The sequence below is a fragment of the Saccharopolyspora pogona genome (genome assembly GCF_014697215.1).
Taxonomy (GTDB): Bacteria; Actinomycetota; Actinomycetes; order Mycobacteriales; family Pseudonocardiaceae; genus Saccharopolyspora; species Saccharopolyspora hattusasensis.
The window spans coordinates 8,890,190-8,913,465 of the sequence record NZ_CP031142.1; the positions used below are offsets into that span (position 1 = coordinate 8,890,190).

21 protein-coding genes are annotated in these 23,276 nt (G+C 68.1%); 12 read left to right on the forward strand and 9 right to left on the reverse strand.

The genetic code is table 11. The features are described from left to right. Window positions 1-189 precede the first annotated feature (189 nt). The gene (locus DL519_RS41975) at window positions 190-849 is read left to right on the forward strand and encodes a DUF1326 domain-containing protein (RefSeq protein ID WP_190824546.1); all 660 of its coding nucleotides are present in this window, start codon (window positions 190-192) and stop codon (window positions 847-849) included. 13 nt (window positions 850-862) lie between these two features. On the opposite strand, the gene DL519_RS41980 is transcribed toward DL519_RS41975, so the two are convergent. After that, window positions 863-1,267, reverse strand: a complete 405-nt coding sequence (locus DL519_RS41980; protein WP_449619133.1) for a DUF1844 domain-containing protein — start codon at window positions 1,265-1,267, stop codon at window positions 863-865. 277 nt (window positions 1,268-1,544) lie between these two features. Between DL519_RS41980 and infC the strand changes: the two genes are divergently transcribed. From infC to DL519_RS42025, 9 genes are all read left to right on the forward strand, one after another. Then, window positions 1,545-2,084 (forward strand): translation initiation factor IF-3, encoded by a 540-nt coding sequence (gene infC / locus DL519_RS41985; RefSeq protein ID WP_029535984.1) that lies wholly within the window; start codon window positions 1,545-1,547, stop codon window positions 2,082-2,084. Between the two features lie 83 nt (window positions 2,085-2,167). Beyond that, on the forward strand, window positions 2,168-2,362 hold the full coding sequence (gene rpmI / locus DL519_RS41990; RefSeq protein ID WP_010313612.1) for a 50S ribosomal protein L35: 195 nt from the start codon (window positions 2,168-2,170) through the stop codon (window positions 2,360-2,362). 99 nt (window positions 2,363-2,461) lie between these two features. After that, on the forward strand, window positions 2,462-2,830 hold the full coding sequence (rplT, locus tag DL519_RS41995) for a 50S ribosomal protein L20 (RefSeq protein WP_093266845.1): 369 nt from the start codon (window positions 2,462-2,464) through the stop codon (window positions 2,828-2,830). Next, window positions 2,827-3,687, forward strand: coding sequence for a TrmH family RNA methyltransferase (locus tag DL519_RS42000; RefSeq protein WP_190824548.1), 861 nt, complete (start codon window positions 2,827-2,829; stop codon window positions 3,685-3,687). The genes rplT and DL519_RS42000 overlap by 4 nt, the downstream gene beginning before the upstream one ends. A gap of 231 nt (window positions 3,688-3,918) precedes the next feature. After that, complete coding sequence (pheS, locus tag DL519_RS42005; protein WP_168584369.1) at window positions 3,919-4,980, forward strand: phenylalanine--tRNA ligase subunit alpha; 1,062 nt, start codon at window positions 3,919-3,921, stop codon at window positions 4,978-4,980. A 245-nt stretch (window positions 4,981-5,225) separates the two neighbouring features. After that, window positions 5,226-7,718 (forward strand): phenylalanine--tRNA ligase subunit beta, encoded by a 2,493-nt coding sequence (gene pheT / locus DL519_RS42010; RefSeq protein WP_190823259.1) that lies wholly within the window; start codon window positions 5,226-5,228, stop codon window positions 7,716-7,718. Between the two features lie 78 nt (window positions 7,719-7,796). After that, the gene (locus DL519_RS42015; RefSeq protein ID WP_190823261.1) at window positions 7,797-9,314 is read left to right on the forward strand and encodes a PucR family transcriptional regulator; all 1,518 of its coding nucleotides are present in this window, start codon (window positions 7,797-7,799) and stop codon (window positions 9,312-9,314) included. Window positions 9,315-9,415: 101 nt separating this feature from the next. Next, window positions 9,416-10,669: an NAD(P)/FAD-dependent oxidoreductase gene (locus tag DL519_RS42020; protein ID WP_190823263.1), complete on the forward strand. Its 1,254-nt coding sequence runs from the start codon at window positions 9,416-9,418 to the stop codon at window positions 10,667-10,669. Further along, window positions 10,666-10,836, forward strand: a complete 171-nt coding sequence (locus tag DL519_RS42025) for a hypothetical protein (RefSeq protein WP_190823265.1) — start codon at window positions 10,666-10,668, stop codon at window positions 10,834-10,836. Before DL519_RS42020 ends, DL519_RS42025 begins: the two co-directional genes overlap by 4 nt. A gap of 45 nt (window positions 10,837-10,881) precedes the next feature. Here DL519_RS42025 and DL519_RS42030 read toward each other — a convergent pair whose 3' ends face one another. The 6 genes from DL519_RS42030 to DL519_RS42055 all read right to left on the reverse strand — a co-directional run bounded on the left by DL519_RS42030 (window position 10,882) and on the right by DL519_RS42055 (window position 21,040). After that, complete coding sequence (locus DL519_RS42030; RefSeq protein ID WP_190823267.1) at window positions 10,882-11,316, reverse strand: DUF4145 domain-containing protein; 435 nt, start codon at window positions 11,314-11,316, stop codon at window positions 10,882-10,884. Continuing rightward, a complete protein-coding gene (locus tag DL519_RS42035) occupies window positions 11,313-11,735 on the reverse strand; it encodes a hypothetical protein (protein ID WP_190823269.1) in 423 nt (140 codons plus the stop codon). Before DL519_RS42035 ends, DL519_RS42030 begins: the two co-directional genes overlap by 4 nt. Continuing rightward, on the reverse strand, window positions 11,729-16,249 hold the full coding sequence (locus DL519_RS42040; RefSeq protein WP_190823271.1) for an AAA domain-containing protein: 4,521 nt from the start codon (window positions 16,247-16,249) through the stop codon (window positions 11,729-11,731). Before DL519_RS42040 ends, DL519_RS42035 begins: the two co-directional genes overlap by 7 nt. A 275-nt stretch (window positions 16,250-16,524) precedes the next feature. After that, on the reverse strand, window positions 16,525-17,109 hold the full coding sequence (locus DL519_RS42045) for a GNAT family N-acetyltransferase (protein ID WP_397545024.1): 585 nt from the start codon (window positions 17,107-17,109) through the stop codon (window positions 16,525-16,527). A 299-nt stretch (window positions 17,110-17,408) separates the two neighbouring features. Next, window positions 17,409-19,316 (reverse strand): hypothetical protein, encoded by a 1,908-nt coding sequence (locus tag DL519_RS42050; protein ID WP_190823273.1) that lies wholly within the window; start codon window positions 19,314-19,316, stop codon window positions 17,409-17,411. After that, window positions 19,313-21,040: a DEAD/DEAH box helicase gene (locus DL519_RS42055; protein ID WP_190823275.1), complete on the reverse strand. Its 1,728-nt coding sequence runs from the start codon at window positions 21,038-21,040 to the stop codon at window positions 19,313-19,315. Before DL519_RS42055 ends, DL519_RS42050 begins: the two co-directional genes overlap by 4 nt. A 129-nt stretch (window positions 21,041-21,169) precedes the next feature. Between DL519_RS42055 and DL519_RS42060 the strand changes: the two genes are divergently transcribed. Further along, a complete protein-coding gene (locus DL519_RS42060; protein WP_190823277.1) occupies window positions 21,170-21,385 on the forward strand; it encodes an IS1096 element passenger TnpR family protein in 216 nt (71 codons plus the stop codon). Window positions 21,386-21,597: 212 nt separating this feature from the next. Here DL519_RS42060 and DL519_RS42065 read toward each other — a convergent pair whose 3' ends face one another. Then, entirely contained in the window at window positions 21,598-21,843 is a 246-nt protein-coding gene (locus DL519_RS42065) for a DUF397 domain-containing protein (protein ID WP_190823279.1), read from the reverse strand. 19 nt (window positions 21,844-21,862) lie between these two features. Beyond that, window positions 21,863-22,723, reverse strand: coding sequence for a helix-turn-helix domain-containing protein (locus tag DL519_RS42070; protein ID WP_190823281.1), 861 nt, complete (start codon window positions 22,721-22,723; stop codon window positions 21,863-21,865). A 181-nt stretch (window positions 22,724-22,904) separates the two neighbouring features. Here DL519_RS42070 and DL519_RS42075 point away from each other — a divergent pair, with 181 nt between their 5' ends. Next, a complete protein-coding gene (locus DL519_RS42075) occupies window positions 22,905-23,171 on the forward strand; it encodes a hypothetical protein (RefSeq protein WP_190823283.1) in 267 nt (88 codons plus the stop codon). Window positions 23,172-23,276: the final 105 nt, after the last annotated feature.

Sequence of the window (23,276 nt, forward strand, 5' to 3'; positions counted from 1 at the left end):
ATTAGGTCGGCATTCGACTCGTGGTCAAGATCTTGCGGCAGGGAAACGACTTCGGGTATTGACTGTCCACTATGCATTGCATGGTGTGCAATGTCCGTAGTCGCGCAGGTCTTTCGGCCGTGCCGGTTTTTCCGCGGAACGGGGATCCTGGCGCCCGAGCACGAGCCGATCCGCTTCCGGAGGGCTGATGTGGGTGTGCCGGGCGTTGCGAAATGGCATGTGGCGGGCGACTGGTTCGAAACGTGCAAGTGTGAGATCCCGTGCCCGTGCTCTTTCGCGCAGCCGCCGACCTACGGCGACTGCAACGGCATCCGGCTGTGGCACATCCGAACCGGCGACTACGGCGACCTGGGGCTCAGCGGCCTGAACGTCGCGATGCTGGTTTCCTACGCCGGGAACGTCTGGACGGGGGAGCACCACGATGCGCGCGCCGCGTTCTTCTTCGACGAGCGCGGCGGCGAGGCGCAACTCGCGGCGCTTCGGGCGATCTTCACCGGGCGGGCCGGAGGTTGGCCGCAGCGGTTCGTCGAGATGCTCCGGCCGGAGATCGTGGCCGTGGAGTCGAGCCCGATCGAGGTCCGCATCGCCGACGACCTGGCCGGCTGGAGCGTCCGCCTCCCCGGATACGCGGAGGCGGCCGTCGAAGCGCTCACCGGTCCAACTGCCGCCGAAGGCGTCCGGGTCCAGGTGCACAACCTGCCGGGCGCGGAGGTCGGCCCCGGTCAGCCGCCCGCGACCTGGGGGCGGGCGACTCTCGACCGGGCCGACGTGTTCGGCTTCAGCTGGGAGCGGGTGGGCAACTCCAGCACGCACATCCCGTTCGACTGGACGGGACCGGGTGCGGCATGACCCGCTCGGGGGATCAGTAGACGGGGCCGGTGTACTTCTCGCCCGGGCCCTGCCCCGGTGCGTCCGGGTGGGTGGAGGCCTCGCGGAACGCGCGCTGCAGCGTCTGCAGGCCGTCGCGGACCGGACCCGCGTGCGGCCCGAGGTACTCGACGGAGGCGGTGACCAGCCCGGCCAGCGCGGTGATCAACCGGCGCGCCTCGTCCAGGTCGCGCTCCGCCGCGGCGTCCGGGTCCTCGGCGGCCAGCCCCAGCTTCTCCGCCGCCGCGGACATCAACATGACCGCCGCGCGGCTGATCACCTCGACGCTGGGAACATCGGCGAGCTCGCGGACGTTGAGTTCCATGTCTGCGTCGTCGTGCGCCTGCTCACCCGGCAGGTCGGACGTGGTCGGGGGCGCGGTTGGCTGCGGTTCGGTCACGCCTGCTACCCTGACACGGATGACCAGCCCCTGCTCAAGCGGGGGCGGCAAAGTGGAGTCCCGCTCCCACCCGAGTAGCCGCCACAGGCTTCCGGGTCCCGGTCCTGTCGACGGTGCGAGCCGTCGGTGGCACGAACGGTATTGCGGTACCGGTTCGATCGGTATGGAGTCAGGGTCCCGCGGGCCGCGCAGGCGGAACGACGGGACCTCTGCATTCCGGGGTGAGCTCTACGCGCCGCGGTGCAGTCAACTACAGCCATCGAACCGAGGAGGGCCCATCAGCTCCGAGACGCGCATCAACGACCGCATCCGGGTTCCGGAGGTCCGGTTGGTCGGACCGAACGGTGAACAGGTCGGGATCGTCCGCATCGAGGACGCACTCCGGCTAGCCCAGGAAGCGGATCTGGACCTTGTCGAGGTCGCCCCGCAGGCGCGCCCGCCGGTCTGCAAGCTCATGGACTACGGCAAGTTCAAGTACGAGAGCGCGCAGAAGGCTCGCGAATCGCGTCGCAACCAGCAGCAGACCGTCATCAAGGAGCAGAAGCTCCGGCCGAAGATCGACCCGCACGACTACGAGACGAAGAAGGGCCACGTGTCCCGCTTCCTCAACCAGGGTCACAAGGTCAAGGTGACGATCATGTTCCGCGGTCGTGAGCAGTCGCGTCCCGAGTTGGGCTTCCGCCTGCTGCAGCGACTGGCCGATGACGTGTCCGAACTCGGGTTCATCGAGGCGAACCCGAAGCAGGACGGTCGCAACATGATCATGGTTCTTGCGCCGCACAAGACGAACAAGACCAAGCCCAAGGCGAACGCTTAAGTCCGCAGGGCTCGTGATGTGACGCCGGGCCGGGACGCAGTCCGCGCCCCAGCCCGGCATCAGTACGAAACGAGGACGAGAAGATGCCGAAGAACAAGACCCACAAGGGCACCTCGAAGCGCTTCAAGGTGACCGGCACGGGCAAGCTGCGGCGCGAGCAGGCCGGTCGTCGGCACATCCTGGAGAAGAAGTCCAGCCGTGTCACCCGCCGGCTCGAGGGCACCGAAGCGGTGGCCAAGGCCGACGTCAAGCGCATCAACCGACTGCTGGGTCGCTGAACCCCGACCCGCTGCACCCGACGCAGCAGGTCAGCAACGCAGTTCCAGCAACCCGCACGGGCGGTTCCCCGCCCCCGATGAGATAACAGGACGGACCCCGTGGCACGCGTCAAGCGGGCAGTCAACGCCCAGAAGAAGCGCCGCACCATTCTCGAGTCGGCCCGCGGCTACCGCGGTCAGCGCTCCCGGCTGTACCGCAAGGCCAAGGAGCAGATGCTCCACTCGATGACCTACGCCTACCGCGACCGGCGGGCCCGCAAGGGTGACTTCCGGAAGCTGTGGATCACCCGCATCAACGCCGCGACCCGGCAGCACGGCCTGAGCTACAACCGGTTCGTGCAGGGCCTGAAGGCCGCCGAGGTCGAGGTCGACCGGAAGATCCTGGCCGAGCTCGCGGTCAACGACCCGCAGGCTTTCGCCGCGCTGGTCGAGGTGGCTCGCAAGAACCTGCCGGAGAGTGCGGCCTGACCACCGAAGGCCCCTACGCTGCACCGCGACCCGGGACGACGACTCCACTCACGGAGCGATCGTCCCGGGTCGCGGTCGCTCGCAAGCTCACCCGCCGCGCCGGCCGGGAGAAGGACGGGGCGTTCCTCGCCGAAGGCGCCCAGGCGGTGGGCGAGGCGCTGACCGCGCACGCCGACGGGGTGCTGCGGGTGCGCGACGTCTTCGCCACCGAGCAATCCCGGCACGCCGAGTTCCTGGACCGGGCCCGCGCCGAGTCGGTGCCGGTCCACCTGGTCACCGAGCGGGCAGCGGCGTCGCTGTCGGAGACGGTGACCCCGCAAGGACTGATCGCGGTCTGCGACCTGCCGGACACCACACCGTCCGCCGCGCTCGCCGAGCGCCCGAAGCTGGTCGCGGTGCTGGTCGGCGTGGCGGATCCGGGCAACGCGGGAACCGTGGTCCGGGTCGCCGACGCGGCCGGTGCCGGTGCCGTGCTGTTCGCCGGCGACACCGTCGACGCCTACAACGGCAAGGCGGTGCGGGCGTCCACCGGGAGCCTCTTCCACCTGCCCGTTGCGCGTGACCGCGACGTCTCCGCCGTGCTTTCCGCCTGCCGCGCGGCCGGGCTCCGTCTGGTCGGCGCCGACGGCTACGCCACCGGCGACCTCGACACCGCCGACCGGGACGGTGAGCTCGCCGAGCCCACGGCGTGGGTGTTCGGCAGTGAAGCCCACGGGCTACCGGATGAGGTGAAATCGGACCTGGATGCCACGCTCCGGGTCCCGCTCTACGGGCGTGCGGAAAGCCTCAACCTGGCCACGGCCGCAGCAGTCTGCCTCTACGCCTCAGCCCGCGCCCAGCACCGCCAGGACGCCTAGGCCGGGCGATTTCGCGCGGAATCGGCACCTCCCACGCGGCGCGGACGGCGATTTCGCGCGAAATCGCCTCACCGGATCTCGGCGAAAAGCGGTTGGGGCCGTCGCATAGACTCTAGGGGCTAGCGTGCGGCTTGAGTCGTATGCCAACGAGCAGGTTCGCCGACCTGGGCAACTGCCGCTCAGGGATCGGGCACCGATGCCTGTCGGATCAACGGGAGTCACGCACTAACGATGTCTGGAGCCAACGACCCGTACGACCCGAAAGAGGTCGCCGCGCTGTCGCCGGAGACGCTGGACCGCGCGGTGGTCGAGGCCGGCAAAGCCTTCGCTGCGGCCACCGACCTCGACGCGCTGGCCGTGGTCAAGCCCGCGCACCTCGGCGACCGCTCGCCGCTGCTGACCGCGCGCCGGGAGATCGGCGCGCTGCCGCCGAAGGCGCGCTCGGAGGCGGGCAAGCGCGTCAACCAGGCCCGCGAGGCCATTCAGGGCGCCTTCGACGAGCGCCGCGCGGCCCTGCAGGCCGAGCGCGACGAGCGGGTGCTGCGCGAGGAGACGGTCGACGTCACGCTGCCCTGGGACCGGGTCCCGGCCGGCGCGCGCCACCCGATCACGCAGCTCGCCGAGGACATCGAGGACACCTTCGTGGCGATGGGCTGGGAGGTCGCCGAGGGCCCCGAGCTGGAAGCCGAGTGGTTCAACTTCGACGCGCTGAACTTCGGCAAGGACCACCCGGCGCGCACCATGCAGGACACCTTCTACGTGGCCCCGGAGAACTCCGGGCTGGTGCTGCGCACCCACACCTCGCCGTCGCAGGTCCGCGCCCTGCTGGATCGCGAGCTGCCGGTGTACGTGGTCTGCCCGGGCCGCACCTTCCGCACCGACGAGCTGGACGCCACCCACACCCCGGTGTTCTCGCAGGTCGAGGGCCTGGCGGTGGACAAGGGCCTGACCATGGCGCATCTGAAGGGCACGCTGGACGCGTTCGCCCGGTCGATGTTCGGCCCGGAGTCCAAGACCCGGCTGCGGCCGTCGTACTTCCCGTTCACCGAGCCATCGGCCGAGATGGACGTGTGGTTCCCGGAGAAGAAGGGCGGCGCCGGCTGGGTCGAGTGGGGCGGCTGCGGCATGGTCAACCCGAACGTGCTGCGTGCCTGCGGCGTCGACCCCGAGGTCTACACGGGCTTCGCCTTCGGCATGGGCCTGGAGCGCACGCTGATGTTCCGCAACGGCATCCCCGACATGCGCGACATGGTCGAGGGCGACGTCCGGTTCACCCAGCCGTTCGGCATTTGAGGATCTGTCGATGGTTGATCTGCGTAGCGGTGCAAGTGGCGGAACCTCAGAGGCTCCCCGGACTGTGGGTGCCCCTCCTTATGTATTTCCAATACGCGGCGGAGGGGCCGTCCTCGCCAGGAAGCCTCTGAGAACCCGCGGCGGTGCCAGTTGCGAGGGTGGGCTAAGCGGCTCCGCCGCTTCAAAAACGCCTGCTATGGCACTCACCGACACCACCCACCAGAACGAGAGAGAGGCCTGACCAAGTGCGGATTCCGGTTTCCTGGTTGGCCGAGCACCTTGAGCTGCCCGAGGAGACGACCGCGGAGACGCTGGCCGAAGCGTTCATCCGGATCGGGTTGGAGGTCGAGGAGGTCGCCCACCTGACCCAGGTGCGCGGGCCGCTCGTGGCCGGTCGTGTCGCCGAGATCGAGGAACTCAACGAGTTCAAGAAGCCGATCCGGTTCTGCCAGGTCGAGGTCGGCGAGACCGAGACCGGCGAGCAGCGCGTGCAGGGCATCATCTGCGGCGCCCGCAACTTCCAGGAGGGCGACCTGGTCGTGGTCGCGCTGCCCGGTGCGGTGCTGCCCGGCGACTTCGAGATCACCTCGCGCAAGACCTACGGCAAGGTCAGCGAGGGCATGATCTGCTCGGCCAAGGAGCTGGGCATCGGCGAGGACCACGACGGCATCCTGGTGCTGCCGCCCGGCTCTGCCGACCCCGGCGATGACGCGGTCGAGCTGGTGGGGCTGGAAGACTCGATCATCGAGCTGTCCATCACCCCGGACCGCGGCTACTGCTTCTCGGTGCGCGGCCTGGCCCGCGAGCTGTCCAACGCGCTGGACGTGCCGTTCGGCGACCCGGGCACCCGCCCGGTCCCGGTCGACGACCGGCCGTCGCGCGGTGTGGAGCTGCGCGACCCGAGCGCCTGCCAGCGGTTCGTGCTACGCCGGGTCACCGGCGTCGACCCGACCGCGCCGAGCCCGTGGTGGATGCGCCGCCGCCTGGCGCTGGCCGGGATCCGTTCCATCTCGCTGGCCGTGGACGTCACCAACTACGTGATGCTCGAACTCGGCCAGCCGCTGCATGCGTTCGACACCGCGAAGCTGACCGGCGACCTGGTGGTGCGCCGCGCTGAGCAGGGCGAGAAGCTGACCACCCTGGACGGCCTGAGCCGCGAACTGGACCCGGACGACATCGTGATCGCCGACGAGTCCGGCCCGGTGTCGCTGGCCGGGGTGATGGGCGGCGAGTCCACCGAGATCAGCCACAACACGCACGACGTGCTGCTGGAGGCGGCGAACTGGGCTCCGGCCAGCATCGCCCGCACCATCCGCCGGCACAAGCTGCCCAGCGAGGCGGGCAAGCGGTTCGAGCGGTCGGTGGACCCGGCGATCGCCGCGGTGGCCACCGAGCTGGCCGCGCAGCTGCTGGTCCGCTACGGCGACGGCACCATCGCGCCGGGCCGCACCGACGTCGGTGAGCCGAAGCGGCCCGAGCCGGTGACCATGCCGCTGGGGCTGCCGGACAAGATCGCCGGGGTGTCCTACGAGCGCGGCGTGACCGCCCGGCGGCTGGGCCAGATCGGCTGCCGCATCGAGGTCAGCACCTCCGACAAGGGCGTCGGTCTGGTGACGGCGACCCCGCCGACCTGGCGGCCGGACCTGAAGCAGCCGTACGACCTGGTCGAGGAAGTGCTGCGCCTGGAGGGGTACCACACGATCCCCTCGGTGCTGCCCGCCGCGCCGCCCGGGCGCGGGCTCACCGCCCTGCAGCGCCGCGAGCGCGCGGTGTCCCGCGCGCTGGCCGGTGAGGGCTACGTCGAGGTGCTGCCGTTCCCGTTCGTCGGCACGGCGATGCTCGACGCCTTCGGTCTCGCCGAGGACGACCCGCGGCGGCGCACCATGTCGGTGCTCAACGCGTTGGAGAGCGACCGGGCGCTGCTGACCACGACGCTGCTGATCGGGTTGGCGGAAACCTTGCAGCGCAACGTTTCCCGCGGCCAGCGCGATCTCGCGCTGTTCCACATCGGACAGGTCGTGCAGCCCGCGGAGAACCAGCCCGCGGTGCCGGAGGTCAGCGTCGACGGACGTCCCACCGACGAGCAGATCGCCGCGCTGCGCGCATCGCTGCCGGCGCAGCCTACACACGTCGCCGTGATGCTGGGCGGCCAGCGCGAGCAGGCCGGTTGGTGGGGCAAGGGCCGCGAGGTGAGCTGGGCGGACGCGGTGCAGGCCGCGCGTGTGGTCGCCGCGGCGGCGGGGGTGGAGCTGAACATGGCCGCGGGCGAGCTCGCGCCGTGGCACCCGGGCCGGTGCGCGCAGCTGAAGGTCGGCGAGACCGTGGTCGGTCACGCCGGTGAGCTGCATCCGAAGGTCGTCGAGGCGCTGGGCCTGCCGAGGCGGACCTGCGCGATGGAGCTCGACCTGGACGCCCTGCCGTTGTCCGACCGCCGCCCGGCGCCGCAGATCTCGGCGTACCCGCCGGTGCTGATGGACATCGCCTTGGTGGTGGACGACGGCGTGGCCGCGGCCGACGTGGTCGACGCGGTCCGTACCGGCGGCGGCGAGCTGCTGGAGGATGTGCGGCTGTTCGACGTGTACGCGGGCGAGCAGTTGGGCGAGGGCAAGAAGTCGCTGGCCTTGGCGCTGCGCTTCCGCGCTTCGGACCGGACCCTGAAGCAGGAGGAGGCCACCGAGGCCCGGGACGCGGCCGTGCGCGCCGCCACCGAGCGTCTCGGCGCCAGCCTCCGAGCGTGATCGTTCTGCCGCAATTTCCATTGAAATTGAAGGTCTGATTTCAATGGAAATTGCGCTCTTGGCCGTCAGGGAGTCGCCGTGGTCAAGCTCGATCGGTTGATCAACGTCCTCGGCGGCTTCGGGGCCCGGTTGGGCAGCCCGCCCCGGAGCAGGTCGACGGAGCTGCGTTCGGTGGCGCTGCACGACCCGGCCGATCCCGCCCCGGGTGGTGAGGATGTGCTGCTCGCCGTCGGCGTCGAGGCGAGCGGGGCGGCGGAACTGCTCTCGGCAGCCCACGCCAGCGTCGTCGTGTTCCGCTGCGCCGACCTCGACGAGCAGGCGCTCGCGGCGGCCCGGGAACGAGACGTGACGGTCGTGCTCGTCGACCCGGCCGTGTCGTGGGGGCAGCTCGCGGGCGTCGTCTACGGGCTGGTGCTGGAGGGCCGGGAAACCGAGGCCGGGCGGGGCCCGACCGACCTGTTCGCGCTGGCCGACGCGCTCGCCGACTCCGTCGGCGGCCCGGTGACGATCGAGGACCACCGCTCCGGCGTGCTCGCGTATTCCAGCCGGCAGCACAGCGCCGACCGCGCCCGGATGGCCACGATCCTGGGGCGGCAGGTGCCTGCGGAGATCCGCCGGAAGCTCGTCGAGCGCGGGGTTTTCCGGCACCTGGAGACTTCCGACGAGCCGATCTTCGTGGCTCCGCTGGAACCGGAGTCCGTGCACGGCCGGGCCGTGGTGGCGGTCCGCGCGGGCAAGGAACTGCTGGGCTCGATCTGGGTCCTGACCGAGCACGAGCTCACCGGCGCGCACCAGGCCGCGCTGGTCAGCGGCGCTCGCACCGCCGCGCTGCACCTGCTGCGCGCCCGGGCCAGCGCTGACCTGGAGCGGCAGGTCGAATCCGACCTGGTCATCGGCCTGTTGGAGGGGCATGCGGACGCCGCCGCGGTGCTGAGCCGCCTGGGCCTGCGCAGCAGAAGGCACCGCGTGGTGGCAGTGCAGGTGCACGTCGGCGGCGCGCCGGAGGCCGTCCCGCTGCTCGCGTTCGAGCGCGCGACAATGGGCTTCGGCTGGTCACGACCCGGTCGCAGCGCCCTGTTCGCGAACACCGTCTACACGATCCTGCCGCACGAGGACGCCGAGCCCGCCTGCGAATGGGCGCGGGCCCTGGTCCGCGAGCTCGCCGGCGACTCCACGGTCCTCGTCGGCGTGGGTGGACCGGCCGAGCCGATGGAGCTGGTGGACAGCAGGCGGGAAGCCGACGAGAGCCTGGCGATCCACGCGAAGAGGGCGGACCGGGTCCCGGCCGTGGTTTACGACGACGCGTGGCACGAGATCATGCTGCGGCGGCTGCGGCACGCCGCAGCGACCGGCCGCGCCCCGGATCGCGGCCCAGTGGTCGAGCTCCGCCGCCACGACCGCGAGCACGGCACCAGCTACGTCGAAACACTTCGCGCCTGGCTGGAGTGCCAGGGCGATTTGGGCGCTGCGGCGGCGAGGCTGGGGGTCCACCCGAACACGGTCCGGTACCGGATGCGGAAGATGGCCGAGCTGACGCCGCTGGTTCTCGACGATCCCGACGCCAGGCTCGCGATGATCATCGCGCTCGCAGTGTAGTCGGATTCGGCCAATCGGGTGGCCGGGATTTGTGGGATTCCGACACTGGCCGGGCGGCGCGGACCGGGCAAGCTCCACCTCAGGACATTTGAGGAGGAAGCATGCGCGAGGACGGGATCGACGGGGTTCCGCGCCGGGCCGTGGTGGTCGGTGCCGGCGTGGTCGGCTTGTCGACCGCTTGGTTCTTGCAGGAGCACGGCGTCGAGGTCACGGTGCTGGACCGCGAGGACGTGGCGGCCGGCGCCTCTTGGGGCAACGCCGGTTACCTGTCGCCGGGTTTCTCGATCCCGCTGCCCGAGCCGGGCGTGCTGCGCTACGGGCTGCGGTCGCTGTTCGACCGCGATGCCCCGCTGTACGTGCCGACCTCGGTGGATCCCGGGCTGTGGTCGTTCCTCATCGGTTTCGCCCGGCGGTGCACGCCCCGGGCCTGGCAGCGGTCGATGCGCGCGTTCGTCCCGATGAACGCGGAGTGCCTGGACGCCTTCGACGCGCTCACGACGGGCGGGGTGTCCGCGCCGACCGTGCCGGCGCCGATCACGGCGGCGTTCGAGAAGCCCGAGCAGGTCGCCGAGCTGCGGCACGAGTTCGAGCAGATCCGCCGCTGCGGCCAGGAAGTCGAAGTCCACGAACTGTCCACTTCGGACGTCGATGTGCCGCAGCTGTCGCCGCGCATCGCGGCGGTGCTCCGGGTGGAAGGGCAGCGTTACGTCGACCCGGGCGAGTTCACCCGGAGCCTGGCGAAGGCGGTGGTCGAACGCGGCGGCAAGCTGCGCACCGGGTTCCGCGTGCGGGACGTGCTGCGCGGCTCCGAACAGGTGATCGTCAAGTCCGAGCAGGAGGAGCGGGTGTCGGCCGAGGCGGTCGTGCTGGCCACCGGATCCTGGCTGAGCCGCCTGGCGAAACCGCTGGGCGTCCGCACCCAGGTGCGCGCCGGGCGCGGCTATTCCTTCACGGTCCCGACCGAGCAGCCCGTTCCCGGCCCGATCTACCTGCCCGCGGTGCGCGTCGCCTGCACGCCGTACCAGGGCGGGCTGCGGGTGGCGGGAACCATGGAGTTCCGCCCGGCGGACGACCCGCTGGACCGCGGCCGCATCGAGGCGATCGTGCGCTCCGCGCGACCGCTGCTGCAGGGCGTCGGCTGGGACGTGCGCCACGACGAGTGGGTCGGCGGCCGACCGGTGACGACCGACGGACTGCCGCTGATCGGGCAGACGAAGATGTCCGGCGTCTACGTCGCGGGCGGCCACGGCATGTGGGGCCTGACGTTGGGGCCGCTAACCGGCCGTCTGCTGGCGGAGCAGATCGCCACCGGCAAGCGCCCGGCGCTCCTGCGACCGTTCGACCCGCTGCGATGAACATCGACCTGACCTCGGCGGAACGAGCGGAACTCGACCGGCTCCGCCGGGAGAACCACCTCCTGCGAGTGGAGAAGGAGATGCTGCTGCGAATCGCCACGGAATACGCGCTGGAGCGGGACCAGGGTCATGCGAAATCTGGGCTCAGCCCGGATCGCTGTGGGTGAACCCGGGTGGCCCCGTCCTCGCCAGGACGGGGCCACCCGAGATGATTACGCGGCTGTGCCGCCATCGGCGTCGGGCTCGATCACGGCGGCGAGGTCGTTGAGCGCTGCCACCACCACATTCCAGGCGATCCGAACGGTGTCGTCCTTGGGTGAGTAGGACTGGGTCCACTGCTTCTTCGGGTGGACCAGGTTGCGGTGGTCGCGGAGAACGTGGGCGTAATCCGTGACGTCCTTGGCGATCCAGCCCTTCTCCTGCGCGAGGTTGATCAAGGATTGCAGGTGGTCGGTGGGCGCTTTGCCGGTCCCGCCGTGCATGCTCAGCGCGACGTCGTAGAGCACGCCTTCCAAGACGCTGCCGAGCATGATGATCGCGGCTGTGGGGGCACCCGATTGCCAGCAGACGTGCGCTTCGTCGAGCCGAGCCTGCAACTGGCTGCCGAAATCGCCCGCGCTCACGAGCTTGGCGATGCTCGTGGTCAAGCGACCGGGGTATCGCTGGCTGGGCGGGAGAGCGTTGCCTGGTGCTCGACGATTTGCGGTTTGGTTCCGGCGAAGGAGACGCGGTAACCCTCGATCTCCAGCAGCTCGTTGAGCTCCGCTACGACGACTTCCCAGATCTCTTTCTCGCCGAGGTACTCCCTGGGGTCCGCCAGCCGGAGAACGACCGCGCGGATCCAGTCGGGGTCGCTGCGGTGTTCCTGCAGGCGCTCCAGCACCCAGGGCTTTCGGTAGCCGTCGAGCTCACCGGCATCGGACAGGCCAGCGGCTCGGAAGAACTTTTCGATCTCGAAGCCGCGCCGGTAGTAGGGCGTGCTGTCGTCGCCGCAGATCAATGCGGCCAGTCCGGCCAGCACGTTGTCGTCCAGATGCAGGTTCGGCGGGTTTTGCCCGGTCACCATTCCTCCTCCTGATGATCGTCGTTTTCGGTGTCGAGTTCGACTGGCCGCCAACCGGTGTCAGGGCCGTTCTCCCAGTGGCCGGGTTCGATTCCCTTGGCCTTCAGCTCCGCCCAGATCGGCGCCAGCTCCCGGTCCGGATTCGCGGTGAACTCGCTTTCCCGGATACGGATCGTCGTCCATCGCATTCGGGCGAGCTCTCGATCTCGGCGAGCGTCGTTGTCCTGCTGTTGCGGGTTCACGTGCCAGAAATGTCCATCGCACTCCACCGCGAGCCGGCCGCGGTCACCGACGACGACGAGATCCAGCCGCCGGGACCCAACGGGGTACTGCGGGACCACGTGGTAGCCCCGCTTCTTGATCTCCAGGAACACCCGCTGCTCGAACAATGAATCGAACAGCTTGTGGGGCTTGTCCGGGCTGACTTCGTCGATCGCGGGGGAGGAACCGAAAACCGACGGCGGGTCCTGCATGTACGACAGCAACGAGGCACGCAGGTCCTTCGGCTTGAACTGATCCGGGTCCAAGGAGGTGAACAACCACATCTGGTCTCGTGCTCGGCTCGCGGCCACGTTGAACGCCTGCCGGAACGACTCGGCGCTGATTTGGTGCGGGGGTGTGGCAACCACGAGCGACAGCATCACGACGTCGCGCTCATCACCCTGGAAGTTCGGCGCAGTCCCAACGCGGATCTGGCGTTCTTGTCGTTCTTCCGGGGTGAACTTCTCGTTGATCAGGTTTTCCAGGAGTTGAATGTGCGCGTTGGTGGTGCGCAGCACCACGACGCCGAACGATTTGCCGGCATACGCTGGATCGTCGATGCAAGAACGCAACGTCTCGACGATTTTCTGCGCCTCGGTATCGTTTCGGATCCTTGTTTCCCTCCCCGTGGTGACCGCATTGTCCACTTTGGTTACCTTGAGCGGGGGGAGACTGTCGCCGCTGCGTTCGCGCAGCGGAATCAGACCAGACGCACCGGATCCGTCGTCGTAGAACTGGTCCGAGGACCAATTGATGATCTCGGGGACACAGCGGAAATGCTCCCGGAGGCGGATGAGCGCGTCTTTGCCGGAACGCGCGGAGAGCACTTCGTACAAATGGGACTTCGGGGTGAAAAGGCGGCGGATGTCCTCATCCAGGTCGGCAAGGTGTTCGTCGAGCTGGGAGAACACGGTGTCCAGCCGCCCCAGCGAACTCGCGCCCGGGGTGCACTGCTTGTCGTCACCCACCACGATCACGCGTGGTGCCATCCACAGCAGGTACAGGTGCTCGATCCCTACCTGGCTCGCCTCGTCGACGATCAACACGTCGAACCTGTTGCGCTCCGCCGCGATGTTCTCCAGCAGGTTCGGGAGCGGAACTACCCACGCCGGAACGGCGTCCTGGGCCTTCTGCATGGCGGCGCGGGCGGAGCGCCGGAACTCCCTGGTCTTCGTTCCCGTTCCGGCCCCGATGTTCGACATGTGCGAGCGGTAGGTGTTAAGCGCGCGCACATGGTCCTCCGACATCCGATCAAGGCAGCCGCGAACGGCTTCGACCGCGACCAGCCGTTCGGTGACGTGTTCGATCCGGTCTTCTATGCGGGTGAACTCTTCAGTCAGCCGGCGTTCCGCAGAAGCGTCGCGTCGCTGCTGCATGAACTGTTCAGCACGCGACCAGGCCCACGCCGCGCGGACGTCGCGTCGCTGCCACACCGGATCGCCCGCGGTGCGGACCCATAGATCAGCCAGCTCGAAGTGTGCAGTTTTGAGCGTCCTGGTCAGCTTTTGGCATCGGAGTTCATCGTCCCGTTCAGTCCGTGCCGTCTGCAGGTCAGCCAGGTGCTGGGCATAACCTTGCACATCCCGCTCGCCGATCGCGGCGAGCAGAGCGGCGAGTTCCGGGCAAGCGTCGGCACGTTTGGCCCAGGCATCGACTCTGCGGTAGAGGTCGTGCACACGGTTGCGCGCTTGTTCCAGCAGCTGTTGCCGCTTCGCTGCTGGCACCGCCTGCAGCACCTCCAACAGCGTTGGGAGATCTGGTATTTCCTGCTCGATCTTGTGGTTCGCAATATTCTTGGTTACTAGATCGAAGAGATCTCCCAATCGCATCGCAGCGTCGAGCAGTGCGGAGTTGTCGGCCAACTCCGACAGCATGACGGTGACCTGCCCGGTGGTGACCGTTACCCCGACATCTGCCCACTTGGCGGCGAGCTGAACGGTCGCGACTTCGGCCTCGATGTGATCGAGAGCGGCCTTGAGTTGTTCCTGCGTCGCCGGACGCGCACCGTCCACCCGAACCTTGTCGAGCAGTTCACGGGCGTTCTTCTGCGCCCTCTTCGGCGGGATCAGGTGGCGCAGTTTGCCCCCGTTCTCGAAATGCTCAAGCAGTGCATATCCGGCCCGGAGCCAGCCGCGTGCCACACCGAGATTTTCCTGCGTGATCGCCGGTTTGTTGACCACGAAGCCGGTGCCTTGCCCGGCGAGGCGCTCCTGCAGGTTCCTGGCCTCGTCGCGCACCTCCAGGAGATGCGACCACAGGCCGGAGTTTCGACGGCCAAGTCTGTCGCGGACGGCCTTGGCAACCCATTCCTGCTCGAATGAGGCGTTCGCTGTCGCGTAGCAGCATTCCTGGAGAACCCGGCGAAGCTGCGGGCCCAGCTGGTGAAGCAGGTTCAGCTCCTTCTCAGGCAGCCGGGCGAGTTCACGTCCTGGGCCGCTGGCCGCTTGTTCGGCGGCCTCCATGGCTTCCCGTTCCTCCTGCACGTGCGAGTTCAACTCGCTCGGCGACGGAAGCTCTTCGGCAGCGGGTATCTCCTGATTGACCCGGTTGGCTCGTCCTGCTGTGCGATTCGCCAGCAGATTGCGCAGTTCGGTCAGATCGGCCGCGGCAAGCGGAGGTATGTCCTGTGCGCTTCCCGGGACGGGCGGCATCCAGGCGTGGATTTCGCCGTCGTCGAGGACCTCACGCACGATGTCGGCCAGTGTTCCCCGGTAACGGTTGAGGTCGTAGCCGGGCACGACTGGCGGGAACTGGGCCTGTTCGGTCTCGCGGAGCTTCGCGATTCTGGCGTTCAGTTCGGCGCTGTTGCGGCGGAGCTGATCCCGTTCCGTCCGCAGCGTGGCGGCTTCTTGAGAGAGCTTGTTGCGGTCGGTGGCGGCGACCGCTTGCGAAAGCGCATCCAGGCCGCGTTCCAGCTCGACTGCCGCGTCCTTGCTTCCACCTGCGAGCAGTACGCAGAGCTTGCGGACTTCGGCGGGAATCTTCTCCCGCAGCACACGCAGTGCTTGGTCTTTCCGGCTGGTGACCAGCACGCGCTGGCCTTGGGCGAGCAACGCCGACACGAGGTTGGCGATGGTATGTGTTTTTCCGGTCCCAGGCGGGCCTTGGACGACCACGCCCGTTTCGGTGCGCAGCAGTTCGAGCACGCGCGACTGCTCTCCGTTGGCCGGCAGCGGAAAGAGCGGATCCGCGCCGAGCAGGTCGCCGCGCTCGGCGCCTTGGGAAGACAGCCACTGGTCGCGTTCGTGACGCTCGGTGTTTATGACCAGCTGCGCCAGCGCTACCGGTACCGGCGTGCCGGGATCCCGGAGTTTCTCGGCAATGCGCTGGTATGCCTCGGAGACCAGCACGGACGTCCGGCGCTGCAGCAAGAGCGCCGGCGACGGGCTGAAGGTGAGGACTTCCGGCAGGGCCGAACCCCGGCCGGGCCGGGCGGCGACTTCGGCGATGCCTCTGCTGAGCGCGGAACCGGCCCACTCCCGAATCGAGCGCAACGTTTGTTCGTCGGGAATCGGCGTGATCGAGGTCTTGAGCTCGTTCTTGAGCTCTCTGGCTCGGTCTGGCCGGTACTCGGGAATGCTTTCGAACAGTTCGCGGTCTTCGAAGCGCCGTTTTCCCGGGATTCGGGTGACGGTCACCTTGCCGGACTTGTCCAACGCGGGAACGGCCTGTTCCACCAGGACATGCCGGAACAGGGTTTCGCCGTTCGGGGAGCGCAGGCTGAAGAGCCCGACGGCCAGGACGAACTCGAACTCGTCGTCCTTCTGCTCAAGTGTCCGGACTGCTTTTTCGAGCGTCTCGTACAGTTCCCGCTGGCCCGTCCGGCGACGTTCCTCTTCGGCCCAGGCTCGCCAGCGCGCAAGCCAGATCTGGAAGCTTCGAACGATCTCGGGTCCGTCCTCGACATCACTTTCCAGGAAGTCCGAGCCGTCCTCGTTGCGCAGCTTCGGCTCGGGGCCAGAAGCCACGCTCGCCTGGTGTAGATCGATGAACTCCCGCAGCTGGTCGGGTATCGGAGGTGCCGCAACATTGGGCACCGGACGCACTTGCAGCAGCACTTCTTCGGCCGCGGGGTCTGATTTGACGCCGGCCGGGAGGTCGTCGAACCAGATGGTGGTAGTTGGGGCATTCGGGTGTTTTCCGGAAATGTCGCGCAGCGGGTTCCGGCTCGCCGCACTGGTCAAATCCGCGAGGTAGTTGACCAGGCTTGCGGTCTTGCGCAGGGCTTCGGACTCGCGTCCTCCAGCCGAGGCCATGAAGTCTCCTCTTCGTAGGCAACAGGACAGAATGCAGACCTCGAAGTGGATGTTCAAGGCTGAATGCGAAAGCTGAGACCGTTTTAGGCTGACATAGCCTGTTTGGGGTAACGCCTTGGACAGCAGGGCCTAGTCGAATCCCGTTGACGCGCGCGGCCGGAGTGGGTCTTTCCCCCGGCTGCAGGGGTATCTCCGGCGGTGTTTGGAGCAGTCCGGCTAACGGGCGGCCGCGCAGGACTTCTTCGGCGGCGGCACGCGGGAGTCGGCGCCGCCGGTCATCGGCGAGTGAGGTTGTGGGCCACGAACTCGGTCGCGGTGATGCCCATCAGCACGAGGTACTGGGCCCCGCCGCACAGGAACTCCGGGTCGCGCAGGTGGCCTTCCTCGCGGAAGCCGAGTTTGCCGTGCAGCGCAAGGGAAGCGAGGTTGCCGTCGTAGATCCCGACCTCGCACTTGCGGTAGCGGCCCCGCCCGAACATGTACGCGAGCAGGGTGCTGATCGCGTCGTGGGCGTAGCCGCGCCGGCGGTGCTGGGGGCCGATCCCGATGCCGTAGCTGAACCGGCCGGAACCGGGTTCCGCCTGGCTGGTGAACATCGAGCCGACCAGGGTCCGGTCGTGCAGCGTCTCGATGGCGAGCTGGATGTCGTCGCCGGATTCCGGGTGGTTCGCCCGGTGCGCCGCCCAATGCCGGAATCCGTCGAACTTCGGGAAGTGCTCGCGCGAGGACTCCCGGTCGAACCGCATCAGGGTGCGCCGGTCCGCAGGCTCGACCCGCCGCAACCGCACCCGCCGACCTACCGGACTCGACGTCGAATCGCGGTGGGCCACCTTGCCGGGGCGGGGTGGGGTCATCGTCATCGGCAACGATGATGCCGGTCGGGCCCCGTCGATCTCGAAGCGGGGTGCCGAAACACCGGGCGTGGGACCGCCTCGTTAAGGCCGGGGTTTCCGGTCATGCGCCCGAAATCCCGGGTTCGGCGGAGAGTGCCGGCCCGATCGCTGAAAGTCCGCAGGCGAACATGCGCAAGTCAGGATTCCGGAGTCCTTGTGGCGCAGCACAATCGCGGCCAACACGTCCTGCACATGCCGCGACTGCGGGCACGCGGCAGCGGACAACCGCGACGACCAGGAGAGTCCGCTTGCGCCTCGGTACGGCGTCACCAGTTTCGGGTGCTATCGAGCCGGAGTTGTTTCTGGACTACGGCGGTGGCCTTGCGGACGGCGGACTCGTCCGCGTTGAAGGCAACGGCTGCGTCAGGGTAGGTGGCCTTTGCGGTGCCGGACCAGTAGCGGATCGCCCGGTCGACGGTCGCCGCGATGACCCGGGGTGAGAACCGGGTGAGGAGGTCGTCGGGGCTCGGGAGGCGCCACCAGGCCGCCAGGCAGCGGGCGGTGAAGGTCAGGCCGTGGCGCGCGGTCGTGCGGTCGAGGAGGAGGCCGGCCACGGTGTCGAGCTTGTGATGCGCGGGTGGAGCGTGGGTGACTGGCTTGAGTATCATCCGGGCGGCCATCCCGAGATGCCAGGGGGCTGCGTAGGGGAAGATTTCTTCCAGGAGCCGATCGGGTGACCACAGCAGCAGGTACGGGAAAGTGCCGTGGTCGGTGTAAAGCGCGCCCGCGGTGCCGCCGCGTTGTCCGGCGACCGGACGGTCGTAGTTCTGGCAGGTGAATTTCATCAGTGTGTGGCCGGTGGGGACGCCGATTCCGCGCAGGGCGCCGGCGCTGCCGTAGACGCGGGTGAGAGCGGCCAGCGGAGAGTCCGGAGCGATGAGCCGGGCGAGTTTCCGGTTTTCACCCGCGCCGAGGTAGTTCCAGAATGCCGCGGCTTCCAGTTCCTCGGCCTTGCCCGGCAGAATCGGCCGGGCGACGGGCTGCTTGCGGTCGGCTCGCGGGGGTGCCGCCACCTTGTCTTTCGCAGGCACCGTTTTAGGTGTCTTGCCGGGTTTTTCCCGCGTCGGCTGGGCGGCTTGGTTCCGGGATGGTGGCGCAGGCGCAGCCGGCGGCGGCGTCGTTTTGGCAGGGGAACAGACACTGCAACCGAGGTGGGTCTTGGTCGCCACCAGCGGCGCGTGGGCGTCGCAGTTCGGGCACCGAGTGGGAGCGAGGTCACTCACCAATGGCAGGTAGTCGAAGACGACGGGCCAGCGGCGGTCGCCACGCCGGATATCGGTGGTCAGACGCCAGGCGGGCACGTCGATGATGTGCAGCCGGTAGGGCCGCAGCTTGTGCTGGTGGCGGTATTTCTCGCCGATCTCGGCCAGCCGTCGATCACGCTCGGCGATCGTGGCCTGGGCGCGGGCGTCCAGCAGGGCCGCGCGGTCTGGATCGGCATCGGTGCGGCGTTTGTCGATGGCGGCGAGCGCCGCGGCATAGTACTCGTTGGCCCGGGTGGTCTCGGCGGCGCGCTCGGCATCCGCCGTCTGGGCCAGTACTCGGCCTCGCGACGCGGCCGCCTCGTCGAGTAGCGAATGCGTGGCGGCTAGCGCCGGGATCAGGGCGTTTCCCGGGACGTGGCGCGCGGGTCCGGTGTCGGTGGCGGCCATGGCGTCTCGCACCCGGGCCGCGACTTGCTCGGGCCAGGCGATCAGCGACGCGAGGTCGAGCAGGCATTCGGAGACTTCGGTGAACTGCTCCTCGGCCGAGACGGTGTGGCTGACCAGCGCGCCCAGTCGCAGCGTCGCACGATGGGTCCGGATCGGTGCGCCGGTCGCGTCGATCCGGCCGTGGTCGACAGGCATGCGGTCGCGGATCAACGCCAGCAGGTCTTCGGTGGACATCGGTTTCGAGCCGTGAGGCAGGGTGAGCGTCCCGACGTCGGCGGCGTCGATGACGGCTCCGGCGGCCTTGTCGATCACGGGATGTCCGGCGCCGAGGAACTGCACGCCATCTTCCCGGGCGATGTCCGGATCATCGGTGATCAGCGTGGACTCCGGCAGGTCGTGCGCGGCGGCCAGTTGGTCGGGCAGAACCGTCAGCACCGCCTCGCCCGAGGGTTCCCACAGCCCGCCCTGGGAGTCCAGGTAGTCCAGCCAGAAAGCGAAGGCGGAGTTGCGGCGGCCGGTCATTCGTTGTCCTCCCCGACCAGGGCATCGACATTGCGCCGATCCGCCACGTAGGACGTGCGTGCCGCCGCGAGTTCTTCGCCGATTTCGTCCATGCGGCGGGCGAAGGCGGATTCGTTCTCGGTCGAGGCGAAGGCCTCGAACACCGCCTTTTCGAAGTCGAAATCCTCGTCGATCCGGCCAAGGATCATGTCGAGTTCCCCGACGACGAGCTCGAACATGTTGATTTTGGTCTCCAGAACGTGCAAGATCCGTTCCTCGATGGTTCCCCGGCAGGCCAGGTTGGTCAGCAGCACATCGTGGGTCTGGCCGACCCGGTGCAGGCGGCCGAGGCGCTGTTCGATCTGCATGGGGTTCCACGGCAGGTCAAGGTTGATCATGACGTGACAGAACTGGAGGTTGCGGCCTTCGCCGGCGGACTCCGTGGACAGCAACACCTGTTCGGTGTCGCGGAAGGCTCCGATCACCCGCTCTTTTTCTGCCCGGGGCAGGCCGCCGTGGTAGACGACGGCGCTGATCCCCGCCGCCCGTGCCGCTTCGGCGACCGTGTCCAGGGTCTGCCGGAAAGCGGTGAACACCAGCACCTTCTCCCCGCGTGCCGCGTACTCGCCCAGCTTCGCCGTCAGCAGGCGAAGTTTGGCCGGATAGGTGATCGACTTCGCCGTGGCCGCCAGATCGGTCCAGCCGAGTTTGGTCATGGTCGGCGCGGCTGCCGCCGGTGTGGAACCGGCCAGCCTGGCGACCGAGCGCAGCGCCAGTCGCCGTGCGGCGGGCGCTTCCTTGGCCTCGACTCGGATCCGCTCGGTCAGCTCCGCATACAGAGCCTGCTCGTCGGCGTCCGGAGTGACCAGCGTGGTTTCGGCGAGGCGTTGCGGTAGCCGTAGCGCGACCTCGCTGCGCCGGTGACGCACCATCACCTGGCGGGTCCTGCTCCGCAGCTCAGCCAGGTTGCGGGGGCTGTTCACGTCGCCACCGGCGGCAACATGCCGGGCGCGGAACTGCGCCGGCGTGCCGAGCAATCCGGGCGCGACAAGGGAAATCATCTCGTACAGATCCTGCAGGCGGTTTTCCACCGGGGTGGCCGTCAACAGCAGGAGGAACCGCGCACTCAGCGCCCGGATAAGTTTTCCCGACGCGCTGCGCGCGGACCGCAGCCGGTGTGCCTCGTCGGCGATCACCAGGTCCCATCCGGCGCCGGTGAGTTCGGCCTTCAGCGGGTCCCGGCGGGCCGCGGCCAGCGAGACCAGCAGCACCGGCCGGTTTCCGCGTTCATCGATTGCCCGATCCTTGCCGGATATGATCGCGGTGGGCAGGCCGAATTTGCGTTCCAGTTCGTCCCGCCACTGCTCGACCAGGCCAGCTGGGGTGATCACCAATGTCCGGTCGGCCAAGCCCCGGAGTCGTAGCTCGGAGGCGATCAGTCCGGCTTCGATGGTCTTGCCCAGCCCGACCTCGTCGGCGAGGATCGCCCGGCCTCTCATGCGCCGCAATACGGTGGACGCGGTCTCCCGCTGGTAGTCGAACGGCTCGAATGCCAACTGCGGCAATGACAACAGCGTGTCGAACCCGGGCCGCCGCAACACCGAGACCGCCTGGTCCACCAGTGCCGAGCGGGCCGGGTCGACCGGCGCGGCCGGGGACAACTGGCCGAGTAGGCTGAGCAAGGTCTCGGGCAAGGTTTGCGGCCCGGCGTCCCCGGGATCATCGCTCTGCGTCACCAACATCATGCCCACCATAGCGCGGACGACCGGTCGACCTGCTCAGCGGTGCTGCGACGGTGTTGTGCGAGGTTATCCAGGTGAGTCCGGTGAGCAAGGGACGCAAGCGCAAGCCCGCGAAAGGCCGGCGCAAGACCGGTGAACACCGCGTCCATCCGTCGGATCGCTGTTTGGGGCGCCGTCGCCCGGGACCGAATTCGATCACGTGTCCGGCGCAGCCACACCGCGTACCAGGTCAAGGTCGGTATCGTCGGCAGCGAACCGTCGATCTGGCGGCGCCTTTCCCTGCCCGGCGACACACCGCTCGATGAGCTGCACCACATCCTCCAGATCTCCTTCGGCTGGGAGGGCTGACACCTGCACGAGTTCGAGGCTAAGGGCAGGCACTACCCCGATGTCAGCGGCGGATCCAGGCGCGGTGTCCATGACGAACGCAGGGCGACCCTCAGCCTCGTCGCCCCGCGCAAGGGCGACCGGGTGCGCTACAACCGCGTAGGCCCGTGAGTACTTTTGGGGGCTATAGCACCCGAAAGTACTCACGGGCCCTAACCAGCAGGTCCGTGTGCCTAACGCTTCAAAGTGCCGAGGAACCGCGCAAAGGCGCCAGGGCCGAAGACCAGCACGGGACCATCAGGATCCTTCGAGTCCCGCACGCCGACAACAGCCGGCTGGACAGCCACTTCGACGCAGGCGCCGCCGTTGGAACCACTTCGACTGCTCCTGCGCCAGGCCACTTCGACGCACTGGCCTCCGTTGGAACCGCTGTAGGTGCTCTTGCGCCAAGTTGCGGCGGTGAAATCCGGGGTAGGCATTGTTACCCCTCCTGGTCACTCACTGGTATGACGTGGCCACCTTATAGATGAGATCCCGGGATTCCGACGGCGGGAGAGCAGCCGCTCGGAGGCGTCCGTAGACCACGCTGTAGCGCGTGTACTCGTTCGGCTCCCAGAGGTAGGTAGCGCCGAGAATGTCTTCCAGGTAAACAGCCGATAGTTCCTGCTGGGCGAGTTGGAAGAGCGTGAACGACGAGAGAACCGTTATCCGACTTGCTGCTTCGAACGGCATTACTCGAAGTTCGACCTTGGGATGCTCGGAGAGATCAAGCAGGTGGTGCAGTTGGGCCCGCATGATCTCCCTGCTGCCCTGAATCCGTCGAAGCGCGGCTTCGCTGACCACCATGTCCAAGGCCTGCAGCCTGCTTGGCTTCCGCAGGATGGCCTGGCGCTGCATGCGGGTCTGAACCTGGCTCTCGATCAACCGAGGATCTGCGGCAGGTTCCCAATTCCGGATCGTCGAGCGAGCGTAGTCCTCTGTCTGCAGCAACCCCGTGACAGTCTCGAGCTCGTAGTTGTAGATCTCCGATGCGTCGCTCTCCAGCGCCAGGAAGTGTTGGAACCAGTCCGGGACCGCGTCGCGGTACATGGTTTGGCGACGGCTGCGTTTCGGAACCTGCGTCGCAAGGCCCGTCAAGTACTTTCGGCGCTTCGCCGGTGCGCCGTAGAAGTCCGACAACGTCTCGACTTCTTCTGGTGTCGCGGCTTGCTTGCCGTTCTCGATCTTGCTGATCTTGGGGACGGCGCCGCCCAGAACTTCGGCTGCTTCGGCGGCGGTGCGGCCCGCGTTCTCGCGTAGGCGGCGCAGCTCGATCCCGATCTGGATCTTGAGCACCTTCGGGTCCGGAGACGTCGCCATGCCGCACATCTTGGCACCCCGCTGCTCCGAAATCGGACATCGCAAGATCGACCACTCGATTCGGCGACTGTTAACGAGCAAGTTTCTCGGTAATCTTCTCGCACGTTGATCGGCAGATGGGAGTCGGGATGTTGGAGCGGCGTTTTCGCTGGGGCCTTGGGGTGAGGACGAGCTTCCGGCGGTGCTGGAGGACCTGGCCGGGGCGTACCAGCCGAAGAAGTTCGCGCTGTGCGAAGTCGACCGTGACGGCGACAAGGTCGCCGCCGCGCGGATCTACCTGTGGGGCTTGGACTTCTGCCGTGCTCCGGGCGGCGATGGCCTGGGTGCGGTGTTCGTCAGTCCACACGGCTGGACGGGCAACTCCGACTCGGCCGAAGGCACCCTGGAGTGCTTCTCGCTGATCCGCGACCTCCGCCTGGTCTGGCTCAGACGGGTCTTGAGTGCGTAGTCGGGCTGGAGCCCGGCTACGCACTCAAGACCCTCTGTTCGGCCCTCGCGGGTGGGAGGATTGGGGCGAACGGCCCGTTTGCTTCATCTAGGAGCCTGTTGCGTT

Excerpts from the sequence above, each read along its gene's own strand:
- rpmI (WP_010313612.1), top strand. The coding sequence starts at position 2,168 with ATGCCGAAGAACAAGACCCACAAGGGCACCTCGAAGCGCTTCAAGGTG.
- pheS (WP_168584369.1), top strand. The coding sequence starts at position 3,919 with ATGTCTGGAGCCAACGACCCGTACGACCCGAAAGAGGTCGCCGCGCTG.
- DL519_RS42020 (WP_190823263.1), top strand. The coding sequence starts at position 9,416 with ATGCGCGAGGACGGGATCGACGGGGTTCCGCGCCGGGCCGTGGTGGTC.
- DL519_RS42025 (WP_190823265.1), top strand. The coding sequence starts at position 10,666 with ATGAACATCGACCTGACCTCGGCGGAACGAGCGGAACTCGACCGGCTC.
- DL519_RS42035 (WP_190823269.1), bottom strand. The coding sequence starts at position 11,735 with ATGGTGACCGGGCAAAACCCGCCGAACCTGCATCTGGACGACAACGTG.
- DL519_RS42040 (WP_190823271.1), bottom strand. The coding sequence starts at position 16,249 with ATGGCCTCGGCTGGAGGACGCGAGTCCGAAGCCCTGCGCAAGACCGCA.
- DL519_RS42045 (WP_397545024.1), bottom strand. The coding sequence starts at position 17,109 with ATGACGATGACCCCACCCCGCCCCGGCAAGGTGGCCCACCGCGATTCG.
- DL519_RS42050 (WP_190823273.1), bottom strand. The coding sequence starts at position 19,316 with ATGACCGGCCGCCGCAACTCCGCCTTCGCTTTCTGGCTGGACTACCTG.
- DL519_RS42055 (WP_190823275.1), bottom strand. The coding sequence starts at position 21,040 with ATGATGTTGGTGACGCAGAGCGATGATCCCGGGGACGCCGGGCCGCAA.
- DL519_RS42065 (WP_190823279.1), bottom strand. The coding sequence starts at position 21,843 with ATGCCTACCCCGGATTTCACCGCCGCAACTTGGCGCAAGAGCACCTAC.
- DL519_RS42070 (WP_190823281.1), bottom strand. The coding sequence starts at position 22,723 with ATGGCGACGTCTCCGGACCCGAAGGTGCTCAAGATCCAGATCGGGATC.